The organism is Bradyrhizobium sp., from assembly GCF_030693485.1.
Classification (GTDB): Bacteria; Pseudomonadota; Alphaproteobacteria; order Rhizobiales; family Xanthobacteraceae; genus Bradyrhizobium.
On sequence record NZ_JAUYAN010000233.1, the window covers coordinates 18652 to 34290 of the forward strand.

Genomic DNA, 15639 nt, shown 5'->3' on the forward strand with positions numbered 1-15639 from the left:
ACGAACGATGAGCCACTTTCTTGACAGGCTGTCGTTTTTCACTCGGGCCAAGGCGGAATTCGCCAATGGCCATGGCGTGACGACGACCGAGGATCGCTCCTGGGAGGACGGTTATCGAAAACGCTGGCAACACGACAAGATCGTGCGATCGACGCATGGCGTGAATTGTACGGGCTCCTGCTCGTGGAAGGTCTATGTCAAGGGCGGGATCGTCACTTGGGAGACCCAGCAGACCGACTATCCGCGTACGCGCCCCGATCTTCCCAATCACGAACCGCGTGGCTGTGCGCGCGGCGCCAGCTATAGCTGGTACCTCTATTCCGGCAACCGGGTGAAATATCCGCTGGTGCGATCGCGCCTGCTCAAGCTTTGGCGCGAGGCGCGGGTGTTGATGACGCCGGTGGCTGCGTGGAAATCGATCGTCGAAGACCCGAAGAAGCGCGCTTCCTACGTGCAGAAGCGCGGCCTCGGCGGTTTCGTCCGCGCCAGTTGGGCCGAGGTCAATGAGATCGTCGCCTCGGCCAACGCGTATACCGCCAGGACCTATGGCCCGGACCGCGTGTTCGGGTTCTCGCCGATTCCCGCGATGTCGATGGTCAGCTATGCCGCTGGCTCGCGCTATCTGTCCTTGTTGGGTGGCGTATGCATGTCGTTCTACGACTGGTACTGCGACTTGCCGCCGGCCTCGCCGCAGACCTGGGGTGAGCAGACCGACGTGCCGGAAAGTGCGGACTGGTACAATTCCGGCTTCCTGATCCTATGGGGGTCGAACGTTCCGCAGACCCGGACGCCAGATGCGCATTTCTATACCGAGGTTCGCTACAAGGGTGCCAAGAGCGTCGTAATCTGCCCGGATTATTCCGAGGCATCGAAATTCGCCGATCTCTGGGTGTCACCGAAACAGGGCACCGATGCGGCGCTGGCTATGGCGATGGGCCACGTCATCCTGCGTGAATTCCACATCGACCGTCAGGCCAGATATTTCAACGACTATGCGCGCCAATACACGGACATGCCGATGCTGGTGCGGCTGGTGAAGCAGGGCGATCACTACGTGCCGGAGCGCTTCCTGCGCGCGTCGGACTTCGTCAAGGAAATGGGCGAGACCAACAACCCAGAATGGAAGACTGTCGCCTACGATGAGGCCAGTGGGGAAATCGTCGTCCCGAAGGGTTCGGTTGGTTTCCGCTGGGGTGAAAAGGGAAAATGGAGCCTTGAGGAGAAGACCTCCGGCAACCAGGACACCCGGCTCCGGCTGTCGCTGACCGATATCAAGGATGGCATCGCCTCGGTCGGCTTTCCGTATTTCGGCAATCGGGAGCATGATCACTTCCTCGGCACCGATCATCCCGATGTGCTCAAGCGCAACGTGCCGATCAAAACCCTGCAGCTTGCCGACGGCGCGACAATGATTGCCTCGGTGTTCGATCTGTTCGTAGCGAACTACGGCGTCGACCGCGGCCTTGGTGGTGAAAATCTCGGCAAGAGCTACGACGATCTGGAGCCGTATACGCCGGCATGGGCGGAAAAGATCACCGGTGTGCCGCGCGATCAGATCATCACTGTGGCCCGCGAATTCGCACTCAACGCGGAGAAGACCGGCGGCCGTTCCATGGTCATCGTCGGCGCCGGGTTGAACCACTGGTATCACATGGACATGAACTACCGCGGCATCATCAACATGCTGGTAATGTGCGGATGTGTCGGACAATCCGGCGGCGGCTGGTCGCATTATGTCGGGCAGGAAAAACTGCGTCCGCAGTCCGGCTGGCTACCGCTTGCCTTCGCACTCGACTGGGGTCGTCCACCGCGGCAGATGAATTCGACTTCGGCGTTCTATGCCCACACCGATCAATGGCGCTACGAAACGCTCGACGTTTCCGAGATCTTGTCGCCGACTGCGCCGGCGGGCCCGTGGGATGGCGCGCTGATCGACTATAACGTGCGCGCTGAACGGATGGGCTGGCTGCCCTCCGCGCCGCAGCTGCAGACCAATCCGCTCGAAGTATCCAAGTTAGCGGCGGCCTCGGGTCTGGAGCCGAAGGACTATGTCGCCAAAGCCCTGAAGTCGGGCGACCTGCAATTGTCGTGCGACGATCCGGACAATCCGAAAAACTGGCCGCGCAACCTGTTCGTCTGGCGCTCCAACCTGCTGGGCGCGTCGGGCAAGGGTCACGAATACTTCCTCAAGCATCTGCTCGGCACCAAGCATGGCGTGATGGGGAAGGACCTCGGCGAGGACGGCAAGAAGAAACCGATCGACGTCAAATGGCGCGAGCAAGCTCCGGAAGGGAAACTCGACCTCCTGGTTACGCTCGACTTCCGGATGTCCACGACCTGCATGTATTCGGACATCGTGCTGCCGACCGCGACCTGGTACGAGAAGGACGATCTCAACACTTCCGATATGCATCCGTTCATCCATCCGCTGTCTGCGGCGATCGATCCGGTTTGGGAATCACGCAGCGACTGGGACATCTACAAGGGCATCGCCGAGGCCTTCTCGAAGGTTGCGCCGGAAGTGCTCGGCGTGGAGAAGGATGTCGTTCTTACTCCCATCCTGCACGATACAGCCGGCGAGATTGCCCAGCCGTTCGATGTCAAGGACTGGAAGAAGGGCGAGATCGATCCGATCCCCGGCAAGACCATGCCGGCGGTCACGGTCGTCGAGCGCGACTATCCGAACCTTTACAAGCGCTTCACCTCGCTCGGTCCGCTGATCAACAAGCTCGGCAACGGCGGCAAGGGCATGAGCTGGAATACCGACCATGAGGTCGAGCTGCTCAAGAAGCTCAACGGCATCGTCATCGAGGAGGGGACTACCAAGGGACTTGCCCGCATCGACAGCGCTATTGATGCCTGCGAGGTGATCCTGAGCCTCGCGCCGGAGACCAACGGCGAAGTTGCGGTCAAGGCCTGGGCATCGCTCGAAGGCTTCACCGGGCGAGACCACCAGCATCTGGCGATCCCCAAGGAAGACGAGAAGATCCGCTTCCGCGACGTGGTGGCGCAGCCGCGCAAGATCATCTCCTCGCCGATCTGGTCGGGGCTGGAATCGGAGAAGGTCTGCTACAATGCCGGCTACACCAACGTCCATGAGTTGATCCCGTGGCGCACGCTGACTGGCCGTCAGCAGCTCTATCAGGACCATCTGTGGATGCGCGCCTTCGGCGAGGGGTTCTGCGTCTATCGGCCACCGATCGACACCAAGACGGTGAAGCCGGTGATCGACCGCAAGCCGAACGGCAATGCATCGGTGGTGCTTAACTTCATCACGCCGCACCAGAAATGGGGCATTCATTCGACTTACACCGACAACCTCCTGATGCTGACGCTGTCACGCGGTGGCCCGTGTGTCTGGATCAGCGAGGTCGACGCCAAGGGTGCCGGGATCGTCGATAACGACTGGGTTGAAGCGTTCAACACCAATGGTGCCCTGGTCGCGCGCGCTGTGGTTTCTCAGCGCGTCAAGCAGGGCATGTGCATGATGTATCATGCGCAGGAAAAGATCGTGAACGTTCCGGGCTCGGAGCAGACCGGCCAGCGCGGCGGCATCCACAATTCCGTCACCCGGGCCGTGCTCAAGCCGACGCATATGATCGGCGGTTACGCACAGCAATCCTGGGGCTTCAACTACTACGGCACGGTTGGCTCCAACCGCGACGAATTCGTCATCCTTCGCAAAATGTCGAACGTCGATTGGCTCGACCGCCCGGCAGACGCGACCAGCCTGGAGGCCGCAGAATGAAGATCCGCGCGCAAATTGCCATGGTGCTGAACCTCGACAAGTGCATTGGCTGCCACACCTGCAGCGTGACCTGCAAGAACGTCTGGACCAGCCGCGAAGGCCTGGAATACGCATGGTTCAATAACGTCGAGACCAAACCCGGCATCGGCTACCCGAAGGATTGGGAAAATCAGGCGCGTTGGAAGGGCGGCTGGAAGCGCAAGCGCAACGGGTCGATCGAGCCGCGCATCGGCGGAAAGTGGCGGGTACTGGCGAAAATCTTCGCCAATCCAGATCTGCCCGAAATCGACGACTACTACGAGCCATTCACCTTCGACTACGGCCATCTGCAAAATGCGCCGGAAATGCAGGCGATGCCGACGGCCCGGCCGCGGTCGCTGATTTCAGGCGAGCGGATGGAGAAGATCGAATGGGGACCGAATTGGGAAGAAATCCTCGGCGGTGAATTTGCCAAGCGGTCGATGGACGCCAATTTCGAGGGCGTGCAGAAGGACATCTACGGCCAGTTCGAAAACACCTTCATGATGTATCTGCCGCGGTTGTGCGAGCATTGCCTCAATCCGGCCTGCGTCGCGGCGTGCCCGTCCGGCGCCATCTACAAGCGCGAGGAAGACGGCATCGTCCTGATCGACCAGGACAAGTGCCGCGGCTGGCGGATGTGCGTCTCCGGCTGTCCGTACAAGAAGATCTATTACAACTGGTCGTCGGGCAAATCGGAAAAGTGCATCTTCTGCTATCCGCGCATCGAGGCCGGCCAGCCAACGGTGTGCTCGGAGACCTGCGTCGGGCGTATCCGCTATCTCGGCGTGGTGCTCTACGACGCCGACCGGATTGCGGAAGCGGCCAGCAAGCCGGATGAGCGCGACCTCTATCAGGCCCAGCTCGACGTTTTCCTCAATCCCAACGATCCCGCTGTGATTGCCGAGGCCGAGAAGCAGGGCATCCCGCATGCCTGGCTCGAATCCGCCAAGATATCGCCGATCTGGAAAATGGCGATGGAGTGGAAAGTCGCTTTCCCGCTGCACCCGGAATATCGCACCCTCCCGATGGTCTGGTACGTGCCGCCATTGTCGCCGATCACCTCGGCGGCGTCCGCCGGCAAGATCGGGCTCGACGGCGAAATGCCGGATGTCAAGTCACTACGCATTCCGATGCGGTATCTCGCCAACCTGTTGACCGCAGGCGACGAAAAGCCGGTGACGCTGGCGCTCGAACGCATGCTGGCGATGCGCGCCTACATGCGGGCCAAGACCATCGATGGTGTCGTCGACGAAGCGATTGCCCGGCGGGTCGGACTCAAGACCGAGCAGATTGATGAAATGTACCAGATCATGGCGATCGCCAACTACGAAGACCGCTTCGTGATCCCTACCGCGCACCGCGAACTCGGCGCCGACGCCTACGATATGCGTGGCTCCTGCGGCTTTACCTTCGGCAATGGCTGCTCTGGCGGCGAAAGCGAGACGAACCTGTTCGGCTCGCCGCGCAAGGCAAGAAACCCCATGGAGGTCGTGTGATGAGAACGTTCAAGGTGCTGTCGGCACTGCTGAGCTATCCTACCGAATCACTGATCGCCGCGGCGCCGGAATTTGGCGCGGTGTTGATTGCAGAGAAGCTGTTGCCTCCCGCGCAGCTCCGGGCGATCGAGGCGTTGATCGAGGAAATCGCCGGCGGCGACGTTTACGATCTGCAGGAGCGCTATGGCATGCTGTTCGATCGCAGCAAGACGCTGGCCCTGCATCTGTTCGAGCATGTCCATGGCGAAAGCCGCGACCGCGGCCAGGCCATGGTCGACCTGAAGGCCATGTACGAAGGCGCCGGGCTCTTGATCGCGGCGAACGAGTTGCCCGATTATGTTCCGCTGCTGCTGGAGTTCCTGTCGACCCGGCCGGTCGCCGAGGCATGTGAACTGCTCGGACAGACCGCGCATATTCTGGCGGCGCTGGCGGAGAGACTCGGCCGGCGACAGTCGAACTACAAGGCGATCTTCGACGGGCTGGTCGTGATGGCTGCGGAAGCCCCGCGTCGCGATATCGTCGACGAATTGCTCAAGAGCGCGGACACCGACCCGATGGATCTGGTTGCGCTCGATGCCGCATGGGAAGAGGAAGAAGTGCGGTTCGGCCCGGGCACGCAGGGACAGGGCGCCTGCGGTCACGAGGGCCTTATCGCCAAGCTTCGTCATGCCCGGCGCGCCGTCAATCCAGCGCCAACACCGCAGCAGTGAGGAGCGAAGCCATGCAAACGCTCAATTCAATCGTCTTCGGCTGGTATCCCTACCTTTGCCTGACGGTGTTTCTGTTCGGCAGCCTGTTCAGGTTCGATCGCGAGCAGTATACTTGGCGTACCGGATCCAGCCAGTTGCTGCGGCGGCGGCAGCTGATGTGGGGCTCCAACTTGTTTCACGTCGGCATTCTCGCGATCTTCGTCGGGCATTTCGTCGGGCTTTTGACCCCGATCTGGGTGTTCGATATCCTCGGAGTCTCCCACGGCTTCAAGCAGATGCTGGCGATCGTCGCCGGCGGCATTGCAGGGCTGATGTGTCTGGTGGGAATTTCCCTGCTGACGCACCGGCGGCTGTTCGATCCCCGCATCCGTGCCAATTCCTCGTTCGGCGATACCGCGATCCTGCTGCTGCTGTTTGCGCAGCTGCTGATCGGACTTGCCACCATCCCGGTGTCGATGGGCCACCTGGACGGCCACGAGATGGTGAAGTTCATGACTTGGGCCCAAGGCATCCTGACGCTGCAGCCCGACGTAGCCGCCAACGTTCTGGATGTGCATCCGATCTTCAAGGCGCATCTGCTGTTGGGAATGACGCTCTTTCTCGTCTTCCCGTTCACCCGTCTGGTTCACGTCTGGAGTGCGCCGATCTGGTATCTCGGCCGTCGCGGCTATCAGGTCGTCCGCAGCCCCAACGGCGATCGCATGGCGCGCCCAACTCAACCTGCGGAGTAAGCCATGGATTGCTCGGTTACGAATGTGCTGCCGAAGCCGAAGACCATCGCCGTCAACGGCAGGGTAATTCCGCGCGAGGCTATCGCCCGCGAAGTGCAGAACCATCCGGCGGAGAAGCCGATCCTGGCCTGGCAGGCGGCGGCTCGTGCGCTGGTGGTGCGCGAGCTGCTGTTGCAGGAGTCAACGAGGCTTGACATTCAAGCCGAGCCGTTAAGCGATCCGGAAGGGCGCAGCGAGACCGCAGAAGAGGCGGCGATGCGGGTCCTGATCGAGCGCGAGGTGGTTACGCCGCAGCCCGACGAGGCTGCTTGCATTCGCTTCTACGAGCAGAATCGCCAGCGCTTTCGCGCGGGAGACCTCTATGAAGCCGCGCACATTCTCATCGCGGCTCCCTCTGCCGACATCGCCGCGCGGGCCAGCGCCCGTACCACCGCCGACACTATCCTGTCTGCGGTCAGGGCTGATCCCCCGCTGTTCGCCGAATTCGCGCGCAGCCATTCCGATTGCAGGACTTCGGCGCAAGAGGGTGGTCGTCTTGGTCAATTGACGCGCGGCCAGACCGTTGCCGAATTCGAGACCGCGCTGCAGCGCATGCGGCCGGGTGAATTTGCGGTCACCGAAACACGCTACGGTTTTCACGTGGTGCGGCTCGATCAGCACGCGCCGGGTCAGTTGCTTCCGTTCGAACTTGCGCGTGATCGCATCGCCGATTACCTCGCTACCAGCGTTCAGCATCGCGCGCTCGCGCAATATGTGTCGGTGCTGGCCGGTCGCGCCGAAATCGTCGGCGTGACGCTCGCCGCGGCTGGTTCGTCGCTCGTGCAGTAGGAGTGAGACCATGCAACTCGGCGAGATCATCCGCAGCTTCAGCGAGGAAGCCCCGGCCAACGAGGCGCTGCTTGCCTGTAACGACATCGTGCTGTTCGCGCGTGTCGGCGAAGTCGCGTTTCGCTATGAGGAGACGGTCGGCGAGTACGCGGCGGGCGCAGTACGGCGTTTTACCAATCTGGCGGTGAGTGAGGACTGGCTGGCGTTGATGAACGTTATCGAACGCGCGGACGATCCGGGAATCAGTTGCCTGACCTACATGGTCAACTGGTCGCTGAAGCAGGACGAGACGCCTGCAGTCCCGGCCCACGCCGGTTGCACCTGCGGAAGCAGCGGAGGTTGCTCGTGAGAAAAGGCATCATCGGTCCGCGGCGCGAACGGTACTGGATAGCGAGCGCGCGATGATCGATGAGCTATTCGATCGCAATGTTGCTTGGGCTCTGGAAAGAACCCGTAGCGATCCCTATTTTTTTCGCCGTCTCGCGGAACAGCAGACACCACGATATCTCTGGATTGGATGTTCGGATAGCCGCGTTCCGGCCAACGACATCGTCGGCCTGGACCCTGGCGAGGTGTTCGTACACCGCAACGTTGCGAATATCGTTCATACCGGCGACATGAATGTTCTGTCCGTCTTGGAGTTTGCGATTGAAACGCTGCAGGTGAAGCACATTATCGTTTGCGGGCATTACGGTTGCGGCGGAATCCGTCGGGCGTTCGAACCGCCGAGCGGCGGCGGTTTGGTAGACCACTGGCTGGCGCCGGTTCGCGAGATGTGCCGGCGCTGCGCGACCGACCTTGCGATCCTGCCGGACGATGAAGCCCGGATCAATCGTGCTTGTGAACTGAATGTCGAGATGCAATTGCGGCGCGTCGCGGCAACGCCAATTGTCAGAGCTGCATGGCAGCGTGGCCAGTCCGTTGCGGTTCATGGCTGGATCTACGGTCTTGAGGACGGACTGTTGAGAGATCTCGGCCTGAAGCTGTCGTCGCTCGCCGACGCTGAAAATCTCGACGGGGTCAACAATTATGCCGGCTTTGCCGAACCGGTAACAATGATCCGCCGGCACGCCGTCGAGGCATTCGAAGGGCTGACTACGCTGGAGCCTCAGTTTCTTGAGGAAGGATAGCCGATGGCGGGTCATCAATTTTCACGACTGCCACAAGGGCATCGCCCACCAGCTGGCCCGACATGAAGGGCGTCCCGGGCTGGCAATAGTGCCAACAGGACCGGCGGCTTGCACTGACGGCTCGAATGGTTAGCTTGCTAGGGGTGAGTCGCGGCCCATGGCCGTCTCGGCCATCCCCCCATTCGAGTCTCCATGACCACCTTTACGCCCCATCAGGACGCCGCGCTCAAGGCCGTTGCCGACTGGCTGAAAGCAAAGCCCGGCAAGAGCGGCACGCCGCCGGTGTTCCGGCTGTTCGGCTATGCCGGCACCGGCAAGACCACGCTGGCGCGGCACATCGCCGAGGGCGTCGACGGCGGGGTGAAATTCGCGGCCTTCACCGGCAAGGCCGCTTTGGTGATGCGCAACAAGGGTTGCGACAATGCCTCCACCATCCACTCCCTGATCTACCGCGCGAAGGAATCCGGCGTCGAACAGCCGAGTTTTGAGCTGTGGGACGACGCGCCGGCCTCCAAGGCCAAGCTGATCGTGATCGACGAATGCTCGATGGTGGACGCCGAACTCGGCCGCGACCTGATGTCGTTCGAATGTCCGCTGCTGGTGCTCGGCGATCCCGCGCAGCTGCCGCCGATCCAGGGCGGCGGCTTCTTCACCGATTGCGAGCCCGACGTGATGCTGACCGAGGTGCATCGCCAGGCCCAGGACGATCCCATCATCCGGATGTCGATGGACGTGCGCGAGGGCCGCGACCTCGATATCGGCCGCTATGGCGAAAGCCAGGTGGTCTCGCGCGACGAACTCGATCCCGACCGTGTGATGCAGGCCGACCAGGTGCTGGTCGGCCGCAACAATACCCGGCGTGCCTACAACATGCGGGTGCGGCAGAAGCAGAACATCGAGGATCCCCTGCCGGTGGCCGGCGACAAGCTGGTGTGTCTGCGCAACAACCGCAAGAAGGGCCTGTTCAACGGCGGGCTGTGGCGGGTGAAATCGCGCGCGACCTCGAAATCCGCCATCATCACCATGCGGCTGTCGCCCGACGAGGACTTTGGCCACAAGGTGACAAAGGTCTCGGTGCGCGGCGACTGCTTCGGCGGCGCCATCGACACCATCCCGTGGGAACAGCGCAAACCCTATGACGAGTTCGACTACGGCTACGTGCTGACGGTGCACAAGTCGCAGGGCTCGCAATGGGACGACGTGGTGCTGTTCGACGAGAGTTTCGCCTTCCAGGAAAGCCGCGCGCGGTGGCTCTACACCGGCATCACCCGCGCCGCAAAGCGGCTGAGCGTGGTGGTGTGAGTCTCCCCCTCCTGCCGCGAAGCGGTGGGGAGGGAGACGAGCCTACTTCGGATTGGGATCCTCGATCTCTTCATCCGGCCGCACGAATGTTCCCGCGCGGCTCAGCAGGATCGCATTCCCCAGCGCCCGCGCCGCGTTGCGGGTCTGCTCCTGGAAATCCGTGTCCTCATCAAGCGCCTGATGCGAGGTCGCATATGGCTCCAGATAGCCGATATAGCCGTCCACTTCCGCGGTGCGGCTGGCCTGCACCAGCGACATGTCGGTGAGCCAGTCCGACAGCGACCGGCGCAGCGTCTCGGCGCCGACGGCATCGCCGTGGGCCACGACAGCGAAGTGCCGGCCGTCGAGATGTTTTGGATAAGGCCAGCCCTTCAGTTCCAGCGCCTTGGCCGCGGCGGCCTTCTTGCCGTGGGTGGAGGTCGGATCGGGATTGCCGCCATCGGCGCAGACCAGCCGGTCGATCATCGCCTTCAGGCCCGTCGGCGCGTGATACCAATTCACCGGCGCGACGATCATGATGCCGTGCGCGGCCACCCACATCGGATAGATCTCGTTCATCCAGTCGTCGGTCTGGCCCAGCGCATGGTTCGGATAGCAGCTGCACGGCCAGTGGCACAGCGGCATCGCGGTCGACACACAGGATTTGCAGGGATGGATCTGTATGCCGAATTCGGAGGTCAGCCGACTGAGGTCCAAGATGTCGACAGCGAATCCCATTTCCTCGAAGATCGGTTCCGCGAGCTTGATCAGCCGCCAGCTCTTCGACATTTCTCCGGGACAGCTATGTTCGCTGCGGGAGGAACCGTTGATCAGAAGAATGCGTGGCGTCTCGCTGGCATCGTCATGCCGCCGCTGCGCGGCGATAATGGCCTCACGGGCCGCCAGCCAGTCCACCGAAAGGTCGTAGTCCGGGTCGGCAAAGCCGGGGCCGGCCTTCCGGGTATGCGGCGCCTTGCGGGAATTGGAATAACCGTCCCAGGCGACCGCGACGATGGCGTCGAGTTCACGCGCCAGCGGTTCGAACGCGGGATCGGCGAAGCGGCTACGGTAGCGGCTCTCGAATTCCTCCCGCGACAACTCGACGGAAGGCATTCCCTTGCGAATATCGAGATCCGCCATCGGATAAATTCTCGCTGAAATGACTGAAGCAAAGCGCGGCAGCCAATTTTCAACGCGGCCTGCCTTGCCTTGTTCCCGCCATCTAACGCGCTGGAATAGCTCCGCTTTCATTCACGAACTCGTGTGCATTCGGCCGTAACAACCCCCGCCCGGTCCCGTATCTTGGGGAAGTCGGGCCGGCCGCAGGCGTTGCGAACCGCGGCGGCCGCTCTAAACTATCAACCAATGCTGACCCCCAGAGGAAACCTCATGTCCCGCAGCTTCACCCGCCTTACGCTCGGCGCCGCCCTTGGCGCGCTGGCGATTTCGGTCCTGGCCTCGACCCTGGCGATCACGCCCGCGCGCGCCGCCGAAGACGCCGTGATCATCCCCGCCCCCGTCATGGACCTCAAGGCTGGCGACGGCGTCCAGACCGCCATTCTCGCGGGCGGCTGTTTCTGGGGCGTGCAGGGCGTGTTCCAGCATACCGCCGGCGTTCTCAACGCGGTGTCCGGCTATGCCGGCGGCAGCAAGTCGACCGCGAACTACACCATGATCACCACAGGCGCGACCGGCCATGCCGAGACGGTCGAGATCAAATACGACCCGAAGAAGATCAGCTACGGCAAGCTGCTGCAGATCTTCTTTTCCGTCGTGCATGACCCGACGCAGCTGAACCGCCAGGGCCCCGATGTCGGCAGCCACTATCGCTCGGCGATCTTCACCAATTCCGACGAGCAGAAGAAGGTGGCGGAGGCCTATATCGCCCAGCTCAACGCCGCCAAGGTCTACAAGAAGCCGATCGTGACAAAGGTCGGGCCGCTGGAGGCGTTCTATCCGGCCGAGGCCTATCACCAGGACTACCTGACGCTGCACCCGAACCAGCCCTATATCGCCATTCACGACCTTCCGAAGGTCGAGAACCTGAAGAAGGTTTTTGCGGAGCATTATACGGCGAAGCCGACGCTGGTGAGCCAGGCGAAGGTCACCAACTGAAGGGCGCAATTCACGAGGAGGATGAATGTCTGACACCCGAACGACGGCCGGCAAGATCGAGAAGAGCGAGGCCGAGTGGCGCAAGGAATTGACGCCGATGCAATATGCGGTGTTGCGGGAAAAGGCGACCGAGCGGCCGTTCTCCGGCGAATACGACCATGAACATCGGGCCGGCACCTATACCTGCGCCGGTTGCGGCCAGACCCTGTTCGAATCCGACGCCAAGTTCGATTCCGGCTGCGGCTGGCCGAGCTTCACCCGGCCGGCGCTGGAGAGCCATGTCGACGAGGAGCGCGACGTCACTCACGGCATGGTGCGGACCGAAGTGCTGTGCTCGAAGTGCAACGGCCATCTCGGCCACGTCTTCGAGGACGGCCCCGGCCCGACCGGCCTGCGCTACTGCATCAATTCGGCGGCGCTGAAGCTGCAGCCGAAATAGCGGCTGCGGCAACAATCCGTTCGTCATGCGCGGGCTTGACCCGCGCATCGCACGTTCCGGTTCCCCGGTGGAACCTTGGCCCGCGATATGCTTTGCTACCGGAGGTGGGATGACGGATTTTCATCCGCTGACCGCCTCCCAGGGGAGAGTGCCATGTCGCTTGGTCTGATACTCGTCATCATCCTGATTATTTTCCTGCTGGGGGGCTTCAGCGGCCGGTTTGGCGGCTATGGCTACGGCATGGGCCACTCCGGAATGGGTCTGGGCGGCGTTGTTCTGGTCGTGCTGCTCGTTCTGCTGCTGCTCGGCAAGCTCTGAGCTGCACAAGCCATTGAAATAATAGAGTTAAATTTCCGTGCGGTACTTGGATGCCCGGATTCATCATCCGGCCTGTCAGGAGTCGCATTTCTGGCAAACGAGCTTATATTGAGGACTGTCCTGAAATGACGTGTGCCGACGCGCCCTTGAGCCCGTCCGCACGATACGTTCGCGATTTCCGAATCGCGTTCTCACGAAAAAGATTAGAGGGTCACTGACCATGGCTGCCTTCAGTTACAACACTGCCGCCGAACTGTTTCCTGCCGCGATCCGCAAGAAGAAGCGAGCGGGCTTCGCCTATCGGCGATTTGGCACCGCGGCCGAAGCGGTTCGCTTCGCGATCGAGGAATTGCCGGCGGATTCGCTGAACGGCGCGTATTTGCAGGTTGACGAGGCCCGCTTCGACCAGAGCGGCATCCGCACGCTGTATGAAAGCCAGGACTTCCCGCTCGAGCGCCGCCCGCGTGCTCCCGAGCCCGTGCCCGCCGGCAACGACGCCAACGCGGACGCCGCGTAAAAATTCATGTCCGGTCATCTCGCGCTGGCGCCGCCGTTCGCGACGCTCTAGCGCGGCTGCTTGTCCAGCCAGCGCTGCAGCATCCGCACGTTGCGGACGTTGGCGCGGAACATAACGTCGAAGGCGTCGCCGGCAAGCGGCACCAGGCCGACTACGCCATCGAGCGCGACATTGCCGAGCATCCGTGTCGTGAGATGCCAGGGCGCGCCGAGCGCGCGCGCCTCGCGCACCACCCACAGCGAAATCGCCGTCGTGATGATATCGCCGACCACCGGGATCAATCCGATCAGGCCGTCGATGCCGTAGCGGATATTGGTGCCGGGCAGGATGAAGGCGACGTCGAGCAGCTTCGCCAATGCGTCGAGCCGCGCCAGCCGCTGCTCGCGGGTGAGATTGCCGAACGGATTGGCGCTCGACGTGGCGAATTCGAACGGGAAGCCGCCGGGCTGCGGGCCCTGCGCCTCCGGGCGGACCTCGCGCCCATCCTGATCGATGATGGGGCCACGCGCCTCGGCGCCGCGAAACCGGGCGCCGGAGGTCTTGCGGCCCCGCGCGGGGTTGGGGGAGATGATTTCTTCGTTCGACATCGTCATCACATGGTAACGCGCCAGACGGCCGCAAGTTGCGTCACGCCGTCGCGCCTATGCGGCCGATACCGGCCGCGGCTCGGCGTATTTGTGCGACAGCCATGACGCCACCATCGCGGGGATCAGACCCGGCAGGCCGTAGAGAATGACCTGGAGCGCGCCGGTGTCCGTTCGCAGGCCGCCGTAGATCAAGAGCGCCGTGGCAAAGGCGATCCCGCCTACGATCAGCATCCGCGCCACCCAGTTGATCCCTCGGACGTGGAACAGGATATCGTCCACCGCCGCCATCATCAGCGCCGGCACGATCCCGAACAGATAGGCGAATTGCAGCGTCTTGCCGAACACCACGAACAGCTTTGCTACCTCCGCGGCGCTGGTCTGGGCCCAGTAGCCGGAAGCGTAGGTGGTGGCGAACAGCAGCAGGAACCCGCCGAGGAACGGGCCGACCGCCGCGAAAATCAGGTAGCGTTTCATGGATTGCCTTCACCTGTTTGCGACAGCATAACCGAATTCGCCATCACGCAAAGAGGCTCCTCCCGCGGGCCACCGCGCCCGAGGAAAGCCTGCGGGAAACGCCTCTGACCTGCCGCGGAATGCCGCCCCACCGAGGCCACCTCGGCTTGAAAACAGTAAGACGGTAAGCTACCTTACCTGAATGAACCGCTTGTCGCGACAACCCGCCGCGTTCTCCAAGGTTTCGGTCAAGAGCCAGACCGTAATTCCGCGTGAGGTGCGCGAGCAACTGAAGCTGAAGCCGGGTGATACATTGCGCTATCGCGTGACCGACGCCGGCATCCTGCTCGATAAGGCGACCGAAGGCGGTGATGACCCCTTCGCCGCGTTTTCGGAATGGACGTCCGAAGCCGACGAGAAAGCATATGGGGAACTCTAGCCGCAAGTTTCCCAAGGGGAAACGATGAGCAAGCGAGCGCTCGCCAAGCCTTCACTCCAGGAAAGGAGCGAGGAGCGCTTCGACGCCTTCGACATCGTCGTGGTTCCGTTTCCTTGTGCCGACCGACTGGCCGAAAAGCGCAGACCCGCGCTGGTCATCTCCAATCGCAAACTCACCCCCTTTGGGCTGATCTGGGTTGCGATGATCACGAGCGCCGCCAACGCGTCCTGGTCGTGCGACGTGACGATCGCCGATCTCGGCCGCGCCGGCTTGCCGGCGCCATCCGTCGTGCGCACCGCAAAGATCGCCTGCATCGAACCTGGGCGGATCGAGCGGCGCGCCGGGCGGCTCGACAAAGCCACAGCAAAAGCCGTGTCGCAGAAGCTAAGAGGATTTTTGGGCGGCGCCTGAGAATCAGGTTTCCACAGCATCATTGCGAGGGGCGCTTGCGACGAAGCAATCCATCTTCCAACCGGTACCGCTGCGGAATGGATTGCTTCGCTTCGCTCGCAATGATGTTGATGGAGTGGTGCGTACGGTGGATTGGTCCCGTAGCCCGGATGTAGCGCTTGCGAAGTCCGGGGCCATTGCCGCACCGTTCCCGGATTGCGCCATCGGCTCGGCGCTGATGCGCCGACCCGTCCGCGCCATCCGGGCTACGAAGCTTCGCTCACCCCGAACGAACCCCTACTCGCCCCACGCCTGGAATGCCTCGTTGAAGGCGCGTTCGCCCGGGGCGCCCTTTTCGATGGCGATGATGGCGCGGCGCTGGTTGATATAGACCAGCGGCACGTCGAACCAGGAGCGCTCCTTCAGAAGCTGGATG

The 15639-nt window shown here is 62.3% G+C and carries 17 protein-coding genes; 14 read left to right on the forward strand and 3 right to left on the reverse strand.

Annotation, left to right across the window (positions count from 1 at the left end; all coding sequences use genetic code 11):
* Window positions 1-7 precede the first annotated feature (7 nt).
* From Q8N40_RS17135 to Q8N40_RS17170, 8 genes are all read left to right on the forward strand, one after another.
* Window positions 8-3748 carry a nitrate reductase subunit alpha gene (locus tag Q8N40_RS17135; RefSeq protein ID WP_305712649.1) on the forward strand — a complete coding sequence of 1247 codons (3741 nt, stop codon included), beginning with the start codon at window positions 8-10 and terminating at the stop codon, window positions 3746-3748.
* A complete protein-coding gene (gene narH / locus Q8N40_RS17140) occupies window positions 3745-5265 on the forward strand; it encodes a nitrate reductase subunit beta (RefSeq protein ID WP_305318280.1) in 1521 nt (506 codons plus the stop codon). Before Q8N40_RS17135 ends, narH begins: the two co-directional genes overlap by 4 nt.
* The gene (gene narJ, locus Q8N40_RS17145) at window positions 5265-5975 is read left to right on the forward strand and encodes a nitrate reductase molybdenum cofactor assembly chaperone (protein ID WP_305712650.1); all 711 of its coding nucleotides are present in this window, start codon (window positions 5265-5267) and stop codon (window positions 5973-5975) included. Before narH ends, narJ begins: the two co-directional genes overlap by 1 nt.
* 11 nt (window positions 5976-5986) lie before the next feature.
* Complete coding sequence (gene narI, locus Q8N40_RS17150; RefSeq protein ID WP_305318278.1) at window positions 5987-6706, forward strand: respiratory nitrate reductase subunit gamma; 720 nt, start codon at window positions 5987-5989, stop codon at window positions 6704-6706.
* A gap of 3 nt (window positions 6707-6709) precedes the next feature.
* A complete protein-coding gene (locus tag Q8N40_RS17155; RefSeq protein WP_305712651.1) occupies window positions 6710-7534 on the forward strand; it encodes a peptidylprolyl isomerase in 825 nt (274 codons plus the stop codon).
* A gap of 10 nt (window positions 7535-7544) precedes the next feature.
* Complete coding sequence (locus tag Q8N40_RS17160; protein ID WP_305318276.1) at window positions 7545-7883, forward strand: hypothetical protein; 339 nt, start codon at window positions 7545-7547, stop codon at window positions 7881-7883.
* Window positions 7884-7935: 52 nt separating this feature from the next.
* Complete coding sequence (locus tag Q8N40_RS17165; protein ID WP_305318275.1) at window positions 7936-8664, forward strand: carbonic anhydrase; 729 nt, start codon at window positions 7936-7938, stop codon at window positions 8662-8664.
* A gap of 192 nt (window positions 8665-8856) precedes the next feature.
* On the forward strand, window positions 8857-9966 hold the full coding sequence (locus tag Q8N40_RS17170) for an ATP-dependent RecD-like DNA helicase (protein WP_305712652.1): 1110 nt from the start codon (window positions 8857-8859) through the stop codon (window positions 9964-9966).
* A 42-nt stretch (window positions 9967-10008) separates the two neighbouring features.
* Here the strand turns inward: Q8N40_RS17170 and Q8N40_RS17175 are convergent, their stop codons facing one another.
* A complete protein-coding gene (locus Q8N40_RS17175; protein ID WP_305712653.1) occupies window positions 10009-11085 on the reverse strand; it encodes a flavodoxin family protein in 1077 nt (358 codons plus the stop codon).
* Between the two features lie 249 nt (window positions 11086-11334).
* Between Q8N40_RS17175 and msrA the strand changes: the two genes are divergently transcribed.
* From msrA to Q8N40_RS17195, 4 genes are all read left to right on the forward strand, one after another.
* The gene (gene msrA, locus Q8N40_RS17180) at window positions 11335-12060 is read left to right on the forward strand and encodes a peptide-methionine (S)-S-oxide reductase MsrA (protein ID WP_305712654.1); all 726 of its coding nucleotides are present in this window, start codon (window positions 11335-11337) and stop codon (window positions 12058-12060) included.
* A 25-nt stretch (window positions 12061-12085) separates the two neighbouring features.
* Entirely contained in the window at window positions 12086-12499 is a 414-nt protein-coding gene (gene msrB / locus Q8N40_RS17185; protein WP_305712655.1) for a peptide-methionine (R)-S-oxide reductase MsrB, read from the forward strand.
* A gap of 153 nt (window positions 12500-12652) precedes the next feature.
* Window positions 12653-12817: a DUF3309 family protein gene (locus Q8N40_RS17190; RefSeq protein WP_305318270.1), complete on the forward strand. Its 165-nt coding sequence runs from the start codon at window positions 12653-12655 to the stop codon at window positions 12815-12817.
* Between the two features lie 220 nt (window positions 12818-13037).
* The gene (locus Q8N40_RS17195; protein ID WP_305318269.1) at window positions 13038-13334 is read left to right on the forward strand and encodes a hypothetical protein; all 297 of its coding nucleotides are present in this window, start codon (window positions 13038-13040) and stop codon (window positions 13332-13334) included.
* 47 nt (window positions 13335-13381) lie between these two features.
* Here Q8N40_RS17195 and Q8N40_RS17200 read toward each other — a convergent pair whose 3' ends face one another.
* A complete protein-coding gene (locus Q8N40_RS17200) occupies window positions 13382-13927 on the reverse strand; it encodes a DUF4112 domain-containing protein (protein WP_305712656.1) in 546 nt (181 codons plus the stop codon).
* A gap of 48 nt (window positions 13928-13975) precedes the next feature.
* Window positions 13976-14395 (reverse strand): DUF5413 family protein, encoded by a 420-nt coding sequence (locus Q8N40_RS17205; protein WP_305712657.1) that lies wholly within the window; start codon window positions 14393-14395, stop codon window positions 13976-13978.
* A gap of 181 nt (window positions 14396-14576) precedes the next feature.
* On the opposite strand from Q8N40_RS17205, the gene Q8N40_RS17210 reads away from it, so the two are divergent.
* Both Q8N40_RS17210 and Q8N40_RS17215 read left to right on the forward strand, forming a co-directional pair.
* The gene (locus Q8N40_RS17210) at window positions 14577-14813 is read left to right on the forward strand and encodes an AbrB/MazE/SpoVT family DNA-binding domain-containing protein (protein ID WP_305712658.1); all 237 of its coding nucleotides are present in this window, start codon (window positions 14577-14579) and stop codon (window positions 14811-14813) included.
* 24 nt (window positions 14814-14837) lie between these two features.
* Window positions 14838-15224 carry a type II toxin-antitoxin system PemK/MazF family toxin gene (locus Q8N40_RS17215; RefSeq protein ID WP_305712659.1) on the forward strand — a complete coding sequence of 129 codons (387 nt, stop codon included), beginning with the start codon at window positions 14838-14840 and terminating at the stop codon, window positions 15222-15224.
* Window positions 15225-15639 lie beyond the last annotated feature (415 nt).